General features: G+C 74.6%; 21 protein-coding genes. 2 read left to right on the top strand and 19 right to left on the bottom strand.

Translation table 11 applies throughout. From position 1 onward, the window contains the following. Window positions 1-28 precede the first annotated feature (28 nt). The 7 genes from purL to ACYVI6_RS00590 all read right to left on the bottom strand — a co-directional run bounded on the left by purL (window position 29) and on the right by ACYVI6_RS00590 (window position 5,704). The gene (purL, locus tag ACYVI6_RS00620) at window positions 29-2,341 is read right to left on the bottom strand and encodes a phosphoribosylformylglycinamidine synthase subunit PurL (RefSeq protein ID WP_460444504.1); all 2,313 of its coding nucleotides are present in this window, start codon (window positions 2,339-2,341) and stop codon (window positions 29-31) included. Next, window positions 2,338-3,039 carry a phosphoribosylformylglycinamidine synthase subunit PurQ gene (purQ, locus tag ACYVI6_RS00615; protein WP_460444503.1) on the bottom strand — a complete coding sequence of 234 codons (702 nt, stop codon included), beginning with the start codon at window positions 3,037-3,039 and terminating at the stop codon, window positions 2,338-2,340. Before purQ ends, purL begins: the two co-directional genes overlap by 4 nt. Next, on the bottom strand, window positions 3,039-3,314 hold the full coding sequence (gene purS, locus ACYVI6_RS00610) for a phosphoribosylformylglycinamidine synthase subunit PurS (RefSeq protein ID WP_284289197.1): 276 nt from the start codon (window positions 3,312-3,314) through the stop codon (window positions 3,039-3,041). Before purS ends, purQ begins: the two co-directional genes overlap by 1 nt. A 73-nt stretch (window positions 3,315-3,387) precedes the next feature. After that, the gene (locus tag ACYVI6_RS00605) at window positions 3,388-3,723 is read right to left on the bottom strand and encodes a TfoX/Sxy family protein (RefSeq protein WP_460444502.1); all 336 of its coding nucleotides are present in this window, start codon (window positions 3,721-3,723) and stop codon (window positions 3,388-3,390) included. A gap of 11 nt (window positions 3,724-3,734) precedes the next feature. Further along, window positions 3,735-4,964, bottom strand: coding sequence for an RNA polymerase sigma factor (locus ACYVI6_RS00600; RefSeq protein ID WP_460444501.1), 1,230 nt, complete (start codon window positions 4,962-4,964; stop codon window positions 3,735-3,737). After that, window positions 4,961-5,329, bottom strand: a complete 369-nt coding sequence (locus ACYVI6_RS00595; RefSeq protein ID WP_460444500.1) for a YciI family protein — start codon at window positions 5,327-5,329, stop codon at window positions 4,961-4,963. The genes ACYVI6_RS00600 and ACYVI6_RS00595 overlap by 4 nt, the downstream gene beginning before the upstream one ends. Window positions 5,330-5,338: 9 nt before the next feature. Continuing rightward, window positions 5,339-5,704, bottom strand: coding sequence for a YciI family protein (locus ACYVI6_RS00590; RefSeq protein ID WP_460444499.1), 366 nt, complete (start codon window positions 5,702-5,704; stop codon window positions 5,339-5,341). Between the two features lie 108 nt (window positions 5,705-5,812). Here ACYVI6_RS00590 and ACYVI6_RS00585 point away from each other — a divergent pair, with 108 nt between their 5' ends. Then, complete coding sequence (locus tag ACYVI6_RS00585; RefSeq protein WP_460444498.1) at window positions 5,813-6,481, top strand: MBL fold metallo-hydrolase; 669 nt, start codon at window positions 5,813-5,815, stop codon at window positions 6,479-6,481. A gap of 77 nt (window positions 6,482-6,558) precedes the next feature. On the opposite strand, the gene ACYVI6_RS00580 is transcribed toward ACYVI6_RS00585, so the two are convergent. The 4 genes from ACYVI6_RS00580 to ACYVI6_RS00565 form a co-directional block, all read right to left on the bottom strand. Then, window positions 6,559-7,446, bottom strand: a complete 888-nt coding sequence (locus ACYVI6_RS00580; protein WP_460444519.1) for a phosphoribosylaminoimidazolesuccinocarboxamide synthase — start codon at window positions 7,444-7,446, stop codon at window positions 6,559-6,561. A gap of 4 nt (window positions 7,447-7,450) precedes the next feature. Next, on the bottom strand, window positions 7,451-8,728 hold the full coding sequence (gene purD / locus ACYVI6_RS00575; RefSeq protein ID WP_284289190.1) for a phosphoribosylamine--glycine ligase: 1,278 nt from the start codon (window positions 8,726-8,728) through the stop codon (window positions 7,451-7,453). A gap of 193 nt (window positions 8,729-8,921) precedes the next feature. Next, window positions 8,922-10,340: an aminotransferase class III-fold pyridoxal phosphate-dependent enzyme gene (locus ACYVI6_RS00570; RefSeq protein WP_460444497.1), complete on the bottom strand. Its 1,419-nt coding sequence runs from the start codon at window positions 10,338-10,340 to the stop codon at window positions 8,922-8,924. Between the two features lie 79 nt (window positions 10,341-10,419). Continuing rightward, complete coding sequence (locus ACYVI6_RS00565) at window positions 10,420-10,812, bottom strand: PPOX class F420-dependent oxidoreductase (protein ID WP_284289186.1); 393 nt, start codon at window positions 10,810-10,812, stop codon at window positions 10,420-10,422. Window positions 10,813-10,986: 174 nt separating this feature from the next. Between ACYVI6_RS00565 and ACYVI6_RS00560 the strand changes: the two genes are divergently transcribed. Beyond that, window positions 10,987-11,886: a GTP-binding protein LepA gene (locus ACYVI6_RS00560; protein WP_460444496.1), complete on the top strand. Its 900-nt coding sequence runs from the start codon at window positions 10,987-10,989 to the stop codon at window positions 11,884-11,886. Window positions 11,887-11,898: 12 nt separating this feature from the next. On the opposite strand, the gene ACYVI6_RS00555 is transcribed toward ACYVI6_RS00560, so the two are convergent. From ACYVI6_RS00555 to fbaA, 8 genes are all read right to left on the bottom strand, one after another. Beyond that, window positions 11,899-13,584, bottom strand: coding sequence for a DEAD/DEAH box helicase (locus ACYVI6_RS00555; RefSeq protein WP_460444495.1), 1,686 nt, complete (start codon window positions 13,582-13,584; stop codon window positions 11,899-11,901). Between the two features lie 58 nt (window positions 13,585-13,642). After that, complete coding sequence (locus ACYVI6_RS00550; protein WP_460444518.1) at window positions 13,643-13,900, bottom strand: Txe/YoeB family addiction module toxin; 258 nt, start codon at window positions 13,898-13,900, stop codon at window positions 13,643-13,645. Further along, entirely contained in the window at window positions 13,897-14,184 is a 288-nt protein-coding gene (locus ACYVI6_RS00545) for a type II toxin-antitoxin system Phd/YefM family antitoxin (protein ID WP_460444494.1), read from the bottom strand. Before ACYVI6_RS00545 ends, ACYVI6_RS00550 begins: the two co-directional genes overlap by 4 nt. A gap of 37 nt (window positions 14,185-14,221) precedes the next feature. Then, complete coding sequence (locus ACYVI6_RS00540; protein WP_460444493.1) at window positions 14,222-14,812, bottom strand: GNAT family N-acetyltransferase; 591 nt, start codon at window positions 14,810-14,812, stop codon at window positions 14,222-14,224. Further along, on the bottom strand, window positions 14,809-16,098 hold the full coding sequence (locus ACYVI6_RS00535) for an adenylosuccinate synthase (RefSeq protein ID WP_460444492.1): 1,290 nt from the start codon (window positions 16,096-16,098) through the stop codon (window positions 14,809-14,811). Before ACYVI6_RS00535 ends, ACYVI6_RS00540 begins: the two co-directional genes overlap by 4 nt. A 102-nt stretch (window positions 16,099-16,200) precedes the next feature. Beyond that, complete coding sequence (locus ACYVI6_RS00530) at window positions 16,201-17,208, bottom strand: hypothetical protein (RefSeq protein ID WP_460444491.1); 1,008 nt, start codon at window positions 17,206-17,208, stop codon at window positions 16,201-16,203. A gap of 470 nt (window positions 17,209-17,678) precedes the next feature. Continuing rightward, window positions 17,679-18,089: a DUF3151 domain-containing protein gene (locus ACYVI6_RS00525; RefSeq protein ID WP_460444490.1), complete on the bottom strand. Its 411-nt coding sequence runs from the start codon at window positions 18,087-18,089 to the stop codon at window positions 17,679-17,681. After that, window positions 18,086-19,105 carry a class II fructose-bisphosphate aldolase gene (gene fbaA, locus ACYVI6_RS00520; protein ID WP_460444489.1) on the bottom strand — a complete coding sequence of 340 codons (1,020 nt, stop codon included), beginning with the start codon at window positions 19,103-19,105 and terminating at the stop codon, window positions 18,086-18,088. The genes ACYVI6_RS00525 and fbaA overlap by 4 nt, the downstream gene beginning before the upstream one ends. Window positions 19,106-19,122 lie beyond the last annotated feature (17 nt).

The raw sequence follows: 19,122 nt of genomic DNA, 5'->3' as shown, positions 1-19,122 counted from the left end.
ACCCCTTCTCGCATCTCGGCGTGCGGGTCTAGCGGCCGAAGACCGCCGGCAGCGTGGCCTCGTGGACGGCGCGCAGCTCGGCCACCGGCACCGTGAACCGGCCCTGCACCTCGAGCGCCGGCTCGTCGCCGGGCTCGCCGTCGTCGACCACGCCGACCCGCAGGTGGGCCACGCCGCGGGCGCTGCACATGTCGGTGAAGCGCACCTCCTCCGACCGCGCGACGGAGACGACGACGCGGGCGGTCGACTCGCTGAACAGCGCCACGAACGGGTCGATGCCGTCGCGCTCGCACAGCTCGTCGAGCCACACGCGGGCGCCGACGCCGTAGCGCAGGCAGCCCTCGACCAGGGCGATCGCGAGCCCGCCGTCGCTCAGGTCGTGCGCGGCGTCGACCATGCCGTCGCGCGAGGCGGCGACCAGGATCTCGGCGAGCACCCGCTCGGCGTCGAGGTCGACGGCCGGCGGCAGACCGCCGAGGTGCCCGTGCACGACGTCGGCCCACGACGAGCCGCCGAGCTCGTCGCGCGTGGTGCCGACCAGGTAGAGCACCTGCCCCGGGTGCCGCCAGCCGGACGGCGTGCGCCGGGTGACGTCGTCGATCACGCCGAGCACGCCGACGACGGGCGTCGGGTGGATGGCCGTCGAACCGGTCTGGTTGTACAGGCTCACGTTGCCGCCGGTGACCGGCACGCCGAGCTGCTGGCACGCGTCGGCCAGGCCGGTGACGGCCTGCGCGAACTGCCACATGACGCCCGGGTCCTCGGGCGAGCCGAAGTTCAGGCAGTCGGTGACGGCGAGCGGCGAGGCGCCCGCCGTGGCGACGTTGCGGTACGCCTCGGCCAGCGCGAGCTGCGCCCCGGCGTACGGGTCGAGCGCGGCGAACCGGCTGTTGCAGTCGGTCGAGATCGCGACGCCGAGGTTCGTCGACTCGTCGACGCGCACCACGCCGGCGTCGTCCGGCATCGCGAGGGCGGTGTTGCCCATGACGTACCGGTCGTACTGGTCGGTGACCCACGCGCGGCTCGAGAGGTTCGGCGAGCCGAGCAGCTGCAGCAGGGTCGCACGCAGCTCGTCGCCAGAACCCGGGCGCTGCAACGCATCCGGCGTGTTCGCCTGCAGCACGTCGAGCGTCGCGGGGCGCTCGTAGGGGCGCTCGTACACCGGACCGTCGTGCGCCACGGTGCGCGGCGGCACGTCGACGACGGTCTCGCCGTGCCAGTCGACGACCAGCCGGCCGGTGCCGGTGACCTCGCCGACGACGGTCGCCTCGACGTCCCAGCGCGTCGTGATGTCGAGGAACGCCTCGAGCTTCTCGGGCGTCACCACCGCCATCATGCGTTCCTGCGACTCGCTCATCAGGATCTCTTCGGGCGCCAGGGTGGCGTCGCGCAGCGGCACCCGGTCGAGCCACACCTGCATGCCGCCGTCGCCGTTGCTGGCCAGCTCGCTGGTGGCGCACGACAGGCCGGCGCCGCCGAGGTCCTGGATGCCCTCGACGACCTTCGCCGCGAACAGGTCGAGGCAGCACTCGATGAGCACCTTCTCGGCGAACGGGTCGCCCACCTGCACGGCCGGGCGCTTCGAGGGGCCGGTCGACTCGAAGGTCTCGGACGCCAGCACCGAGACGCCGCCGATGCCGTCGCCACCGGTCTTCGCGCCGAACAGGATGACCAGGTTGCCCTGGCCGGAGGCGTTGGCCAGGTGGATGTCGTCGTGCCGCATCGAGCCGACGCACAGCGCGTTCACCAGCGGGTTGCCCTGGTAGCTGGGGTCGAACACGACCTCGCCGCCGATGTTCGGCAGGCCGAGGCAGTTGCCGTAGCCGCCCACGCCGGCCACGATCCCCGGCACGACGCGTGCCGTGTCAGGGTGGTCGATCGCCCCGAACCGCAACGGGTCCATGACCGCGATCGGCCGCGCGCCCATCGACATGATGTCGCGCACGATGCCGCCGACGCCGGTCGCCGCGCCCTGGTAGGGCTCGACGTACGAGGGGTGGTTGTGGCTCTCGACCTTGAAGGTGACCGCCCAGCCGTCGCCGATGTCGACCACGCCGGCGTTCTCGCCGATGCCGACCATGAGGTGCTCGCGCATCGCCTCGGTCGTCTTGTCGCCGAACTGGCGCAGGTGCACCTTGCTCGACTTGTAGGAGCAGTGCTCGCTCCACATGACGCTGTACATCGCCAGCTCGGACGACGTCGGACGCCGGCCGAGGATGTCGCGGATGCGCTGGTACTCGTCCTCCTTGAGGCCCAGCTCGGCCCACGGCTGCTCGACGTCGGGCGTCGTCGCGGCCTGCGCCACGGTGTCGAGCCCCTGGACGCGCGTGTCGACGCTCATGCCGTGACGAGCCCTTCGAGGTGGCGGACGACGGAGGTGAAGAACGGCAGCCCGTCGACGCCGTCCGTGCCGCTGCGCGGGTCGGGACCGAAGCCCGGCTCGACGGCGTGCTCGGGGTGCGGCATGAGGCCGACGACGTTGCCGGCGGCGTTCGAGACGCCGGCGATCGCGCGGTACGAGCCGTTGGGGTTGTCGCCGACGTAGCGGGCGACGACGCGCCCCTCGGCCTCGAGCTCGTCGAGCGTGCGCTCGTCGGCGACGTAGCCACCCTCGCCGTTCTTCAGCGGGACGACGACCTGCTGGCCGGCCTCGAACCCGTTGGTCCACGCGGTGTCTGCGCGCTCGATCGTCAGCGTCTGGTCGGTGCAGACGAACTTGCGGTGGTCGTTGCGCACCAGGGCGCCGGGCAGCAGGTGGGTCTCGCAGAGCACCTGGAAGCCGTTGCAGATGCCGAGCACCGGCAGCCCGCCGTTCGCGGCGTCGACCAGCTCGGCCATCACCGGCGCGAAGCGCGCGATCGCCCCGCAGCGCAGGTAGTCGCCGTAGCTGAACCCGCCGGGGAGCACGACCGCGTCGACGCCGTGCAGGTCGGCGTCGGCGTGCCAGAGGCGCACCGGCTCGGCACCGGCCACGCGCACGGCCCGGCGGGCGTCGACGTCGTCGAGCGACCCGGGGAAGGTGACGACCCCGACGCGCATCAGGCGGTGACCTGCGACTCGGCCTCGGCCGACTCGACGCTGACGCCGACGACGTCCTCGATGACCGGGTTCGACAGCAGCGTGCTGGCGGCCTCGCGCACCTGGGCGAGCACCTCGTCGGTGACCTCGCCCTCGACCTCGAGCTCGAACCGCTTGCCCTGGCGCACCGAGGTGAACCCGGTGAAGCCCAGGCGCGGCAGCGCCCCGAGCACGGCCTGGCCCTGCGGGTCGAGGATCTCGGGCTTCAGCATGACGTCGACCACGACGCGTGCCATGGAGGGCTCCCTCTGGATCGGTCGGCGGTACGCCTGATCCTACCGAGCCGGGCGGCGTGCTCGGGACCGCCGGTCAGCCCCTCGGCGGCAGGCCGCGCACCGCGTCGAGACCGACCGCCACCCAGGCCCGCAGGTCGGCGTCGTCGGCCACCCCGGCGGGGGCGACCCGCAGCCACCCGGCCGTGTCGCGCCCCCGCATCACCATCGGCGCCGCGTACGGCCGGGCGAGCAGCTCGTCCCGCTGCTCCGGCACGCAGCGCACCATGAGCCCGCCGTGGCCGCTGGCGGCGACGGCCAGGTGCCCGCGCACCAGGAACGCCAGCCCCCCGAACATCCGCCGCTCGGTCACCGCCGCCGTGCCGGCGAGCTCCTCGCGCAGCCGGTCCGCCAGCTCCTCGTCGTACGCCATGACCGAGGTTCTCACCGCAGCCGCTCGACCAGCAGCTGTCGCTCCGCGACGTTCTCCGTCGCCGCGAGGGCCAGCGCGTCGGCGGCCCGCGCGTCGTCGGTGCGACCGAGCTCGCGCAGCAGCCGTCCCCGCACCGCGTGCAGCAGGTGGTACCGGGCGAGCGGCTCGGCGAGCGCCTCGACCTCGCGCAGCGCGACCTCCGCTCCCCGCACCTGGGCCAGCGCCACCGCGCGGTTCAGCCGGACGACGGGCGACGGGTCGTGGCGCAGCAGCATCCCGTACAGCACCAGGATCTGCGGCCAGTCGGTGTCGTCCCAGGTGGCGGCCTCGCAGTGCAAGGCGGTGATGGCCGCCTGCAGCTGGTACCGGCCCGGACGCCGCATCGCCGCGGCCCGCTCGATCAGCCGCACCGCCGCGGCGATCTCGTCGTGCCGCCACAGCTCGCGCCGCTGGTCGGCGAGCAGCACGATGCGGCCGTCGGCGAAGCGCGCGGCGCGGCGGGCCTGGTGCAGCCGCAGCAGCGCGAGCAGCCCGAGCGCCTCGGGCTCGTGCGGCAGCGCGGTCGCGACGACGCCGGCCAGCCAGGTGGCGTCGTCCGCGAGGTCGCGGTCGTCGGGGGTCGGGCCGCCGCTCGCGAGGTACGCCTCGTTGTACGCGGTGGCGACCACGGTGAGCACGACGTCGAGCCGTTCGGGCAGCTCGTCGACGTCCGGGATGCGCACCGGGATGCCGGCCGCGCCGACTTTGCGCTTGGCCCGCGAGATCCGTTGCGCCACAGTCGGTTCGGGCTCGAAGGTGGCGCGGGCGATCTGCGCCACGGTCAGCCCGAGGACGGCCCGCAGGGTGAGCGCGAGGCGCGCCTGCGGGGCCAGGGCGGGGTGGCAGCAGCCGAACAGCAGCCCCAGCCGGACGTCGTCCCCCGGGCCCGCGCCCGGCGCGCCGTCGACCGGCTCCGGAGCCGGCGCGCCCCCGAGCGCCCGGGCGTCGAGGAACGGCAGGCGGTCGCGCACCCGGGCGTCGCGGCGCAGCCGGTCGACCGCGTTGCGCCGCGCCGCGGTGTGCAGCCACGCGGCCGGCCGGTCGGGCACCCCGGTGCGGCGCCAGCTGCGCAGCGCGTCGACCACGGCCTCGGCCACCGCCTCCTCGGCGACGTCGAGGTCGCCGAGGTGGCGGTGCAGCAGCCCGACCAGGCGGCCGCTCTCGTCGCGGACCACCCGCTCGAGCGCGGCGTCCGACGTCACCCCTGCTGGCCGCTGTGGTCGACGACCGGACGGATCTCGACGCTGGTGCCGGGGAGCGCGAGCATCGGCCACTCCCGCACCATCGCGACCGCGGTGTCGAGGTCGGGCACGTCGAGCACGCTGAACCCGCCGACCACCTCCTTGGCCTCCGAGAACGGGGCGTCGACCACGACCGGCTCGCCGCCGTCCCGCCCCCGCACGGTCGTCGCGGTGGTGACCGGCTGCAGCTCGGCGCCGCCGTCGACGATCGCCGCGTCGTACCGCTCGAACCAGGCGTAGACCTGCTGGTAGACCTCCTCCGCCCGCTCGGGCGGCACCTGCTCGTCGAGCTCCGGCGTGCTGGTGAACATCACGACGTACTTCACGGCTCCCCCTCAGCCCTGCAGCGCGCTGTGGTCGACGACCGGGCGCAGCTCGACCTTGTTGCCGGGCAGCGCCAGCATCGGCCACTCGCGCACCACGGCGAGCGCGGCGTCGAGGTCGGGCACGTCCAGCACGCTGAACCCGCCGACGACCTCCTTCGCCTCCGAGAACGGCCCGTCGACGACCACGGGCCCGCCGTCGCCGGGCGCCACGGTCGTCGCCGTCGCGACCGGCTGCAGCTGCTCGCCGAAGGCCGCGAGCGACGAGCGGTGCGTCTCGAACCAGCGGTACACCGCGTGGTGCGTCTCCTCCCGCTGCTCGGGCGTGACCCGCGCGTCGAGGTCGGGGGTGCTGGTGAACATCACGACGTACTTCACGGTTCCTCCTCGGGGTGGCGGCCCGGTGCCGAGCCTGACACCCCCATGACGACCGGCACCAGCGATCCTCGACACCCGTCCGCCGCGGAACGGTGGCAGGGTGACGCCATGCGACTGACCCACCTCGGACACGCCTGCCTGCTGATCGAGCTCGACGGCGCCCGCGTCCTCGTCGACCCGGGCGTCTTCAGCCACGGCTTCGAGGAGCTCGGCGGCCTCGACGCCGTCGTGCTCACCCACCAGCACCCCGACCACGTCGACGTCGAGCGGCTGCCGGCGCTGCTCGAGGCCAACGACGGCGCCCGCCTGCTCGCCGAGCCCGAGACCGCCGCCGAGCTGAAGGGCGCAGGCATCGAGGCCGCGGCCCTGCACGCCGGCGACGAGACCGAGGTCGGCGGCGTCCGGCTGAAGGCGCTCGGCGGACGGCACGCGGTCATCCACCCCGACCTGCCCCGCATCGGCAACGTCGGTCTGCTGCTCGGCCGCTCCCGCGCCGAGGGCGGCACCGGCGCGCTGCTGCACCCCGGCGACGCGTACGACGTGGTGCCCGCGGACGTCGACGTGCTGGCCCTGCCGCTCTGGGCGCCCTGGGCGAAGTCGGCTGAGACCGTCGACTACCTGCGCGCCGTCCGCCCCGCCGTCGCCGTCCCGATCCACGACGGCCCGCTGCAGCCCGCCGCCCGCGGCATGTACGTCGGCCACGCCCGCACCCTCGGCCCCGAGGGCAGCGAGGTGCGCCCGCTCGACGCCGGCATCGCGACCGACCCGCTCGGCTAGCCCCGCTGCCGAGCTGCCACTTCAGGAGCACCGGACGGCGGTCCGGACCCCCGGAAGTGGCAGCTCGGCGCGGTGGGTCAGGCGAAGGGGGTGCCGGTGAGGCGCTCGAACGCCTCGACGTACCGGGCGCGGGTGCGCTCGACGACGTCGTCCGGCAGCGGGGGCGGCGGGGCGTCGCCGTGCCGGTCCCAGCCGGACGCCGGGGAGCTCAGCCAGTCGCGGACGAACTGCTTGTCGAAGGACGGCTGGGCGCGACCGGGCGCCCACTCGTCGGCGGGCCAGAAGCGCGACGAGTCGGGGGTCAGCACCTCGTCGCCCAGCGTCAGCACGCCGTCCGCGTCGCGGCCGAGCTCGATCTTCGTGTCGGCGAGCACGATGCCGCGCTCTCGGGCCACCTGCTCGCCGCGGGCGTAGACGGCGAGCGTCACCTCGCGCAGCTCGGCGGCGGTCTCGGCGCCGACCACCGACGCGACCTGCTCGAACGTGACGTTCTCGTCGTGCTCGCCGAGCTCGGCCTTGGTCGCCGGGGTGAACACCGGCTCGGGCAGCCGCGAGCCGTCGACCAGCCCCGCGGGCAGCGGCACACCGCACACCGCGCCGCCCTCGCGGTACTCGAGCAGGCCCGACCCGGTGAGGTAGCCGCGGGCGACGCACTCGACGGGCAGCATGTCGAGCCGGCGCACCAGCACCGCGCGGCCCTCGACCTGCTCGGGCACCTCGCCGGCGACCAGGTGGTTGGGCACGACGTCGGCGAGCTGCGAGAACCACCAGAGCGACAGCTGGGTCAGCACGCGGCCCTTGTCGGGCACCGGGGTCGACAGCACGTGGTCGAAGGCCGAGATGCGGTCGGTCGCCACGACGAGCAGCAGCGAGTCGTCGCCCTCGGGCACGTAGAGGTCGCGCACCTTGCCGGAGTAGACGTGCCGGAAGCCGGGCAGCTGGGGGGCCTCGGCGGGCAGGTTCAGCACGTCAGACCCCGCTCGCCGCGAGCGCCGCCTGCTCGGCGACGTCCGACCGGTGCTGGCCGCCGGCGAGCTCGACCACGGTGACCCCCTGGTAGGCGCGTTCACGGGCCTGGCTGAGCGTCGGGCCGGTGCCGACGACCGACAGCACCCGCCCGCCCGCGGTGACGACGCGTCCGGCCTCGTCGTGGTCGGTGCCGGCGTGCAGCACCGAGACGCCGGGCAGGTCGTTCGCCGAGGCGAGGCCGTCGACGACGTCGCCGGTGCGGGGTGCCACCGGGTAGCCCTCGGCCGCGACGACGACCGCGACGGCGGCGTCGTCCGACCAGCGCAGCGGGCCGACGTCGGCCAGCCGACCGGTGGCGGCGGCATGCAGCACCTGCCCGAGCGGGGTGCGCAGCCGGGGCAGCACGACCTGCGTCTCGGGGTCGCCGAAGCGGGCGTTGAACTCGACCACGCGCAGGCCGCGGGAGGTCAGCGCCAGCCCGACGTAGAGCAGCCCGGCGAACGGCGTGCCGCGCCGGCGCATGGTCTCGACGGTCGGCCGGGCCACCCGCTCGACGACCTCCTCGACGAGGGACGCCGGGGCCCAGGGCAGCGGCGAGTAGGCGCCCATGCCACCGGTGTTCGGCCCGGCGTCGCCGTCGAGCAGCCGCTTGAAGTCCTGCGCCGGGGCGAGCGGCGCCACGTCGGTGCCGTCGGTGACCACGAACAGCGACACCTCGGGCCCGTCGAGGTACTCCTCGACCACCACGCGGGCGTCGTCCGAGCGGGCCAGGCAGGCCTGCGCGTGCACCAGCGCCACGGCGAGGTCGTCGGTCACCACGACACCCTTGCCGGCGGCCAGCCCGTCGTCCTTCACGACGTACGGCGCGCCGAGGGCCTCGAGGGCCGCGCGCACCTGGTCGCCGTCGCGGCAGACGTGGCTCATCGCCGTCGGCACGCCGGCCTCGGCCATCACCTGCTTCGCGAACGCCTTGCTGCCCTCGAGCCGGGCCGCCTCGGCGGAGGGCCCGAAGACCGCGACACCGACCTCGCGCACGGCGTCGGCGACGCCCTCGACGAGCGGCGCCTCGGGCCCGATCACCACCAGGTCGGCGGCCACCTCGAGGGCCAGCGCGGCGACCGCGGCGCCGTCGAGCGGGTCGACCGGCTCGCAGCGCGCGGTCAGGGCGATGCCCGGGTTGCCGGGCGCGGCCACCACCAGCGTGACGCCGGGGTCGCGCTGCAGGGCGACGACGAGAGCGTGCTCGCGGGCACCGGATCCGACGACGAGGACCTTCACGGTCCTTGACCCTACTGGCGCCGGACGACGGCGGGAGACCCCGGGCAGCACGGAGCCCCCGGGAGGCAGGGGGGGGTTCTCTCGGGGGCTCCGCGTCACGAGCGCGGCCGCGGGGGGAAGCGGCACCAGGCGCTCGAGGCCGGCGAACCGGCTGCCGTCGATGCTGGCACGTCGGGCTGCGGCGCGCCAGCCCCTAGTGCGCCCGGCCGATGCCGTGCGCGGCCTCGATCTCGCCGAGCGCGTCGTCGAGGATCGCCAGGCCCAGGCGCACCTCGTCGTCCGCGATCGTGCAGGGCGGGACGACGTGCAGCCGGTTCATGTTGACGGCGGGCAGCACCCCGCGCCGCTTGCAGGCGGCGACCAGGTCGGCGGTGACCTGTGCGGCCGGACCGGACGCGTTGTACGGCACCAGCGGCTCGCGGGTGGTGCGGTCGCGCACCAGCTCGAGCGCCCAGAAGACACCGAGGCCGCGCACCTCGCCGACGACCGGGTGCCGTTCGGCGAGCTCGCGCAGACCCGGTCCGAGCAGCTCGCTGCCGATCCGCGCGGCGTGCTCGATGACGCCCTCGTCCTGCATGGCGGTGATCGTCGCGACGGCCGAGCCGCAGGCCAGCGGGTGGCCCGAGTAGGTGAGGCCGCCGGGGAACGGCCGCTCGCGGAACGTCTCGGCGATCGCGTCGCTGATGATCACGCCGCCGAGCGGCACGTAGCCGCTGTTGACGCCCTTCGCGAAGGTGATGAGGTCGGGGGTCGCGCCCCAGTGGTCGACGCCGAACCACGCGCCGGTGCGCCCGAACCCGCACATCACCTCGTCGGCGATCCACACGATGCCGTGCCGGTCGCACAGCTCGCGGACGCCGGCGAGGTACCCGGGCGGCGGCACCATGATCCCCGCGGTGCCGGGCACGGTCTCGAGCACGAGCGCCGCGATGGTCGCCGGGCCCTCGAGCTGGATCACCTGCTCGAGGTGCTCGAGCGCGCGGGCGCACTCCTCCTCCTCGGTCTGCGCGTGGAACGCCGAGCGGTAGAGGTAGGGCCCGAAGAAGTGCACGATCCCCTCGGCGCCCGAGTCGTTCGGCCAGCGCCGCGGGTCGCCGGTGAGGTGGATCGCCGTCTGCGTGTTGCCGTGGTAGCTGCGGTACCGGCTGAGCACCTTGCGGCGCCCGGTGTGCAGCCGCGCCATCCGCACCGCGTTCTCGATCGCCTCGGCGCCGGCGTTGGTGAAGAACACCTTGCTCAGCCCGTCCGGCGCGTGCTCCGTGACCAGCCGCGCGGCCTCGCTGCGGACGTCGACGGCGTGCTGCGGCGCGATGGTGCACAGTCGCGCGGCCTGCTCCTGGATGCCGCGCACGACGGCCGGGTGCTGGTGCCCGACGTTGGTGTTCACCAGCTGGCTGCTGAGGTCGAGCAGCGGCCGGCCCTCGCCGTCCCACACCCAGCTGCCCCGCGCCTGCGTCACGACCATCGGCGTCAGCGCGCCCTGGGCCGACCACGAGTGGAAGACGTGCGCCCGGTCGAGCTCGTACGTGCGCTGCACCGCGGCGGGGTCGAGCTGCGGGCCGGGCGGGGCCAGCTGCTCGACGGTGAGGGCGCGGTCGGACGTCGCGGTCATGGCCGCCAGCGTAGGTGCGCCCCGACGTCCCGCGACCGAGCACGGTGTCGTGCCCGGGCCGTCGGACGGCGACACCCCGTCAGGCGGGGACGACGCGCAGCAGCACCCGGTCGCTGTTCCGGCCGCGGCGCGCGAGGCGCTCGACGAGCAGGAACACGCGGTACTCGAGGCCGTACCGCGCCCGGAACCGGCCGGTGAGCCGCTCGGCCTCGGCGGGGTCGTCGACGAACGCGGCTCGGCCGGCGGACGGCTGCGCGCCGGGCTCGACCGCGCCGCGGCGCGAGCACGGCACCACCGTCACCCGGGGGTCGCGCCGCAACCGCTTCACCTTGCCCGAGCCGTCCGGCGTGGTGAAGGCCAGCGCGTCGCCGTCGCGCACCACCCAGACCGGGGTGTCGACGCCGGTGCCGTCGCGCCGGTACGTGCGCAGCGAGACGAACCGCGCGTCGCCCGCCCGCAGCAGGTCGGTCACGCCGGCGCTCCAGCCGCGCGACGATCGTGCCGACGACCTGGGTCGAGCCGTGCCGCGCGCGTCGCCATGCCGCGGATCGTCGCACCGGACGGGGCAGGCTGCCCGACCGGGCGCGCTCGTGACAGGATCCGTGCGGGGGCCGGCAGACGACAGGCGCATCGAAAGGGCGGTGCCATGAGCTCTCACGGTGTGCTGATCACGCCCCGGATGCTGGACGAGCACGTCGACCGGCTCGGCGAGAAGCACCCGCCGATCGAGCTCGACTCGGTCGACCGGACGGTGCTGCGACCCGACCTGGTGCGCGAGCAGTACGGCCACGTCATCGACTTCATGTCGCGGGTCGAGCTCGAGGTCGACCGCAACGTGCTCGAGCTGCTGACCCTGCTGCCCGACCCCGGCGAGACCGACCGGCACTTCTTCCAGGACGTGTGGCAGCCGCAGGAGATCGCGCACGGGCGCATCCTCGACCGCATGCAGCAGGACCTCGGCATGCCCCCCTCGCAGCCCGAGCTCGAGCGCATCGGGCTGAACATCCGGGTGCTGGGCGCGCTGGCGCACCTGCGACCGATCCAGGAGGTGGCCCGCCTCATGTACTACCTGACCGGCGCGGCCACCGAGCGGTCGGCCGTGCTGGCCTACAACCGGCTGTCGGCCGGGCTCGAGCGGCTCGGCGAGAAGGCGCTGGCGCGCACCGCGATCGCCCCGATCAAGCGGCAGGAGCCGGGGCACTTCGCCTTCTACCGGATGTCGGCCACCGCGATGCTGCAGCAGCGGGTGCTCGCGCCGTGGCAGCTGCGGCTGGTGCGCACCATGCGCAAGCACGCGTTCCAGCTGGTCGGCGTGTACGACAAGCAGCAGAAGGCCCAGTACGGCGGGATCGTCGTGGCGCTCGGCCTCGAGGAGGACCTCGAGGGCTACGCCCGCGACATCGGCGTCGTCGAGCGCGACCTGCTCTGGGCCCAGCACGAGGGCATGCACGTGCCGACGTACGTGCTGGCCGGGCTGCGCGACGCCGTCGAGGCGTACCGCGAGCGCCTCACCCGGCTGGGCACCGGACCCGTCCGGCCCGCCTGACCCGGACTGCGGCTACGGCCGGCCGCGGTCGGGACGCACCGACACCTTGCGGCCCTTGATCCGCGAGCGCTCGAGGCCCTTCGTGACCTCGTCGACCGCGGCGTCCGGCACCTCGACGAACGAGAAGCGCTCGGTGATCTCGATGCCGCCGATGTCGCGGCCGGTGAGCGAGGACTCCCCCGCGATGGCGCCCACCAGGTCCGCGGGCCGGATGCCGGCCGCACGGCCGACGCTGATCCAGAGCCGCGTCGCGCCCGGCCGGGGGCCCTTCGGCGGACGTCGCCCGGCGCCGCCCTGCTCGGCGTCACCGCGCGAGCCCGGCGCCCGGTCGCGGACGCGCTCGGGCTCGACGTCGGGGATGACGACGTCCTCGTCGGGGCTGCCGACCGTCGCCTCGTGCGCCATCCGGATGGCGGCCAGCGCGACCTGCACGATGTCGAAGTCCTCGGTGAGGGTGTCGACCACCACGCGGTAGCGGTCGAGGTCGTCCGACATCGCGCTCTCGTGCAGGGCGGCGCGGGTGGCCTCGAGCTGGCGGGCGCGCATGTCCGCGACCGTGGGCAGCCGCTGCACGTCGATCTTCGTGCCGGTGACCTTCTCGATGTTCTTCAGCAGCCGGTGCTCGCGCGGCTCGGCGAGGGTGATCGCCACGCCCTCGCGGCCGCCGCGGCCGACCCGGCCGATGCGGTGCACGTAGGTCTCGGCGGCCGACGGCACGTCGTAGTTCACGACGTGCGTCAGCTGCTCGACGTCGAGACCGCGGGCGGCGACGTCCGTGGCCACCAGCAGGTCGGCGGTGCCGGCCCGCAGGCGCTGCATGACGCGGTCGCGCATCGCCTGGTCCATGCCGCCGTGCAGCGGCTCGGCGCGGTAGCCGCGGCCGGTCAGCGTCTCGGACAGCGTGTCGACCTCGGCGCGGGTGCGGCAGAACACGATCGCGGCGGTCGGCTGCTCGACGTCGAGCACGCGGCCGAGCGCGACGGCCTTGTGGGCGCGCGGTACGACGTACGCGGTCTGCCGCAGCAGCGGTGCCTCGCCGGCCTCGGGCTTCGGGCGCTCCAGCTCGATGCGCACGGGCTCGCGCAGGTGCTTCTTCGCCACGGCGGCGATGCGCTTCGGCAGCGTCGCCGAGAGCAGCATCGTCTGCCGGCTCGCCGGGGTGGCCTCCAGGATCTGGTCGAGCTCGTCGGCGAACCCGAGGTCGAGCATCTCGTCGGCCTCGTCGAGCACGACCATCGACACGTCGTCGAGGCGCAGCGTGCCGCGGTCGAGGTGGTCGACGGCGCGGCCGGGCGTGGCCACGACGACGTCGACGCCGCGCTCGAGCTCGCGCAGCTGGCGCCCGATCGGCTGGCCGCCGTAGATCGGCAGCACGCGGGCGCCCAGGCGGCGGCCGTACCGGTGCAGCGCCTCCGACACCTGCATGCACAGCTCGCGGGTCGGCACCAGCACCAGCGCGCTCGGCCGCCGTCCACGGTCGCCCTCGGCCAGCCGCTGCAGGATGGGCAGCGCGAACGCCGCCGTCTTGCCGGTGCCGGTGGCCGCCCGGCCGAGGACGTCGCTGCCGGCGATCGCCACCGGGATCGCGGCGCGCTGGATCGGCGTCGGCTCCTCGTAGCCCAGCTCGCCGAGCGCCTCGAGCAGCTCGTCGCGCAGGCCCAGGTCGGCGAAGGTGGTGCTGTCCTCGGGGTCGCTCACCCGCACATCGTCCCGCGCGGGGCGCCCTGCTGGCGAATCCGCACGGCCACCGCCACGCCTACCCCCCGTGGTGAAAGCGGCAACCGACGATCGTGAGCTCTGACTCCGACCAGGCGTGGACCAGGCGATGCTCCTGATCGATCCGGCGTGACCAGTGGCCCGCGAGATCGTGCCTGAGCACCTCGGGCTTGCCGACGCCCTCGCCAGGGTCCCGCGCCGCTTCATCGATCAGACGGTGGATGCGCCGCAGCATCCTCGGCTCGCCGGCCCAGCTGCAGTAGTCCCTCCACCCGTTCGGCGTGCAGGACACCCTCAGGAGGCGAGCGGACCTGACTCGGCGGTCGGCGACGCCTCCGGGTCCAGCAGCTCGTGCGGCTCGGCACGGCCCTGTCGGGCCTGCTCGATGCTCTCGCGGAGCCACTCGGCGTTCACCGGGTTCGACAGCAGGTAGCTGGTCTCGACGAGCGAGCGGTACTCGGCTGCGGGCACGAGGAACGCAGAGCCCGCCTTCGAGACGATCTCGACGGCAGCGGCGTCGTCGTTCACCTCGGCGACGAGCGGGAACAGCCGCTTGCGGGCCTCGCTGGCGCTGATCGACATGCTTCCTCCCTGGTACCACTTCAAGGTCCCACCCGGGTCAGCTCGCAGACAGGCGATCCTGCAGCCCGGCGCGCACCGCGGGCCACTCGTCGGCGAGGACGGAGAAGACGACGGTGTCGCGGAAGGTGCCGTCGGCGCGGCGGGTGTGGCGGCGCAGCGTGCCCTCGCGGGTCGCGCCGAGCTTCGCGATCGCGGCCTGCGAGCGAGCGTTGATCGCGTCGGTCTGGATCTTGACCCGGCCGAAGCCGCTGTCGAAGGCGTGGCCGAGCAGCAGCAGCTTGCACTCGGGGTTCACGGCGGTGCCCCACGCGTCCGGCGCGTACGCCGTCCAGCCCAGGTGCACCCGCTCGTTCGTCAGGTCGACGTCGCCCAGGCTCGAGGTGCCCACCAGGCGGCCGCCGTCGAGCAGCCGCACCGCGTACGCCGCCCGACCGGACGCCGCGTCGATCCACGCCCGCGCGGCGTCGACCGTGCGGAACCGGGCGGCCGGACCGCCGCCGTACCCCGCGGCCCAGACCCGCTCGTCGTCCAGCGCCGCGAGCAGGTCGGCGGCGTCGGCCGGCACCAGCGGGTCGAGGCGCACGACCGAGCCGACCAGCGGCACGCCTCCCGGCGCGGTCGCGGTCACGCGTCGAGCAGGTCGTGCCGCACGATGATCTCGTCGCGGCCGGGGCCGACGCCGATCGCCGACACCCGCTGGCCGACCAGCTCCTCGACCCGCTCGACGTAGCGCCGCGCGTTCGCCGGCAGCTCGTCGAAGTCGCGGCAGTGCGAGATGTCCTCCCACCAGCCGGGCAGCTCCTCGTAGACCGGCTTCGCGTGGTGGAAGTCGCTCTGCGTCATCGGCATGTCGTCGTGCCGCACGCCGTCGACGTCGTACGCCACGCAGACCGGCACCGTGTCGAGGCCGCTGAGCGTGTCGAGCTTGGTGATCACGAAGTCGGTGACGCCGTTCACGCGGGCGGCGTAGCGGCCGATCACGGCGTCGAACCAGCCGCAGCGGCGCGGGCGGCCGGTGGTGGTGCCGTACTCGTGGCCGGTCTTGCGCAGGTGCTCGCCCATGTCGTCGAGCAGCTCGGTGGGGAACGGGCCCTCGCCGACGCGCGTCGTGTACGCCTTGAGGATCGCGACGACGCGGTCGATCGACGTCGGCGGGATGCCGGAGCCGGTGCAGGCGCCGCCGGCGGTCGCGCTCGACGACGTGACGAACGGGTAGGTGCCGTGGTCGACGTCGAGCAGCGTGGCCTGCCCGGCCTCGAGCAGCACGGTCTCGCCGCGGCCCAGCGCCTCCTGCAGCAGCAGCCCGGTGTCGGCGACCATCGGCCGCAGCGCCTCGCGGTGGCTGAGCAGCTCCTCGACCACCTCGTCGACGGTGATCGCGCGCCGGTTGTAGATCTTGGCCAGCACCTGGTTCTTGAAGTCCAGGGCGCCCTCGACCTTCTGCCGCAGGATCCCCTCGTCGAACAGGTCCTGCACGCGGATGCCGACGCGGTTCATCTTGTCGGCGTACGTCGGGCCGATGCCGCGCCCGGTGGTGCCGATGCGCCGGCTGCCGAGGAATCGCTCGGTCACCTTGTCGAGCACGCGGTTGTACGGCGGGATGACGTGGGCGTTCGCGCTGACGACGAGCCGCGAGGTGTCGACGCCGCGCGCCTGCAGGCCCTCGAGCTCCTCGAACAGCACCGCCAGGTCGATGACCACGCCGTTGCCGATGACCGGCGTGCAGCCCGGCGTGAGGATGCCCGACGGCAGCAGGTGCAGCGCGTACTTCTCGTCGCCGATCACGACGGTGTGCCCGGCGTTGTTGCCGCCGTTGAACTTCACGACGTGGTCGACGCGGCGGCCGAGGACGTCGGTCGCCTTGCCCTTGCCCTCGTCGCCCCACTGGGCGCCGATCAGCACGACTGCGGGCACGCTGCACCTCTTCCGGGGACGGAGCCGGCGGGGCCGTGCGCCGACGCGGCCCGAGGCTATCGAACCCGCGCGCGCGGCCCGACACCGCGACCCGGCTGCCGGCTAGTCGGAGCGGCGGCGCAGCAGCCCGCGGCGCTCGGCCACCGCACCCAGCTGGAACCGCGTGTGCACGCCGTGCTCGTCCATCAGGACGGCGACCCGGCGCCGCACGGTGCGCAGCCCGAGGCCGAGGTAGCGGGCGATGGCCTCGTCCTTGAAGCCGGTGCCCAGCAGCGCGAGCAGCCGCGTCTCGGCGTCCTGCTCGAGCCCCTCGTCGGGCACCGGCAGGCCGCTGCGCCAGGCGTCGTCGAACACGGCGGTGAAGGCCGCCACGAGCAGCGGCATCCGCAGCAGGACGGCGCTCGACACCGGCCGCCCCCACACCGGTCCGGCGATCACCGCCTCGGTGCCGAACACGGTGAACTCCGCGGGCACCCGCTCGACGACGCGCTGCCGCTCGCCGGCCGCCGCCCAGCCGCGCACCCACGCCAGCCGCTCCTCGTGGTCGAGCACGTCGGCGGGGTAGACCGAGCGCAGCTCGCGACCGCGCGCCACCAGCCGGCGCGCGTCGCGGTCGACGCCGGCGTCGGCCGCTGGGCCGGCGCCGACCTCGAGGTGGCACGAGCGGATCACCCCGGACGTCGAGCGCAGCACCTCCTCGACGGTCGGCGCCACCAGCTCGGCGGGCACGGCGTCGAGCGCGGCCGGGTCGACGGCGTCGGTGCGGCCGGCGAGGTGGTCGGCCGAGTAGTCGCCGACCACCGCGGCGACGTCCTCCAGCTCTCGGCGCCGCAGGTCGACACGCGCCTGCTCGCGCTCGAGCAGCCGGGTCAGCGCCGTCCGCGGGTGCGGCGCGGTCAGCCGCCCGGCGACGTCCTCGCGCACGAGCTGCGCCTGCAGCAGCGGCGCCAGGGCGGCGCGGGTGCGCTCCGGCGTCCACCCGAGGCGGTCGACGTGCTCGTCGAGGGTACTGCCGTCGTGCCGCAGCGCCTGCCGGTACAGCCGCTCGGCGTCGTCGTCGATGCCCAGGGAGCCGAGCGCCGTCACGTCCGTCCTCCCGGTCGTTGCCATCGCACCGTGTCATCGTCGGCACGAAGGTGCCAGCGGCAGCAAGGTGACACACGGCGGCGGCGAGGGCAAGGCATGATCGAGGAGTCGGGGTCGCGACCGGGGCAGGGGTCGGGCGCGCACCACGGGGAGGCGGCACGACCGCGAGGCGCGGGCTCGAGGGGGATCGAGCCGGCGGGGGGTCTCGAGGGGCAGGGTCCGTGGGGACGGGCGCTGCCGAGCAGACGGCTCGGGGGAGAGCTGCAGGGGGGCGGTCCGGGGGGACGGACCGAGACACGACCGCGGGTCCGCGGGGGGGCGGACCGGGGGCGCGGAGCACGACGGCTCGGGGGAGCCGGCGCCGGCCGGGGGGACGGACGGCGCACGCGGTGGCCTGGCGGGGGGACGCCGGGCCGGGGGGACCGCAGCGGGGGGACACGCCCTGCGAGGCGTCCGTCGGGGGGACGGGCGTGCTCGCAGGGCGTCTCCCGCGTCTAGCCCAGCGCGGCGGCGGCCGCGGGATCGCAGTCGTGCAGGAACGTCGTGCAGCGCTCGGCCTCGGCGGTCTCGTCGATGCCCGCGGCGGCCGTGCCGAGCGCGTGCAGCGCCCGCAGGAACCCGCGGTTCGGCACGTGCGACCACGGCACCGGGCCCTGGCCGCGCCACCCGCTGCGGCGCAGCGCGTCGAGCCCGCGGTGGTAGCCGGTGCGGGCGTACGCGTAGCCCCCGATGGTGCGGCCCCCGGCGAGCGCCTGCTCGGCGAGCACGGCCCACGGCAGGCTGGCCGCGGGGTACCGGGCGGCCAGCTCGGCCGGGTCGGTGCCGGCGTCCAGCCCCTGCTGCACGCTGACCTCGGGCTCGTCGGCCAGCCGGGTCGGCGGCGGACCCAGCAGGTTGCCGGTCACAGCTTCGTGCCGGCGCTCGACAGGTTCTGGCAGGCCTCGACGACGCGGGCGGAGAGCCCGGCCTCGGCGGCCTTGCCCCAGACGCGCGGGTCGTAGGCCTTCTTGCTGCCGACCTCGCCGTCGATCTTCAGCACGCCGTCGTAGTTCTTCAGCATGTGGTCGACGACCGGGCGGGTGAAGGCGTACTGCGTGTCGGTGTCGACGTTCATCTTCACCACGCCGAACCGGACGGCGGCGGCGATCTCCTCGGCGAGCGAGCCCGAGCCGCCGTGGAAGACCAGGTCGAACGGGCGGTCCTTGCCCGACTTCTCGCCCGCGGCCTGCTGGGCGGCCTCGAGCACCTCGGGGCGCAGCCTCACGTTGCCCGGCTTGTAGACGCCGTGCACGTTGCCGAAGGTCAGCGCGGTCAGGTAGCGGCCCTTCTCGCCGGTGCCGAGCGCCTCGATCGTCGCGATGGCGTCGGCCGGGGTCGAGTAGAGCTTGTCGTTGATCTCGTTCGCGACGCCGTCCTCCTCGCCGCCGACGACGCCGACCTCGATCTCCAGGATGATCCGGGCGGCGGCGCACTGCTCGAGCAGCTCGGCGGCGATCCGCAGGTTCTCGTCGACCGGCACGGCCGAGCCGTCCCACATGTGCGACTGGAACAGCGGCTGCTCACCGCGGTCGACGCGCTCGCGGCTGATCGCCAGCAGCGGGCGCACGTAGCCGTCGAGCTTGTCCTTCGGGCAGTGGTCGGTGTGCAGCGCGATGTTCACGTCGAAGTGCTTCGCGACGACGTGCGCGTACTCGGCGAGCGCCACCGCGCCGGTGACCATGTCCTTCACCTTCGGCCCGGACGCGTACTCGGCGCCGCCGGTCGAGATCTGCACGATGCCGTCGCTGCCGGCGTCCGCGAAGCCCTGGATGGCGGCGTTCAGCGTCTGCGACGACGTGACGTTGATCGCCGGGTAGGCGAACCCGCCGGCCTTGGCGCGGTCGAGCATCTCCGCGTAGACCTCGGGGGTGGCGATGGGCATGGCGGGCTCCCTTGCGT

It is taken from the genome of Angustibacter aerolatus, from assembly GCF_054776675.1.
Note: the sequence above shows the minus strand (reverse complement) of the source record. Positions and strands in the feature narration are given on the sequence as shown.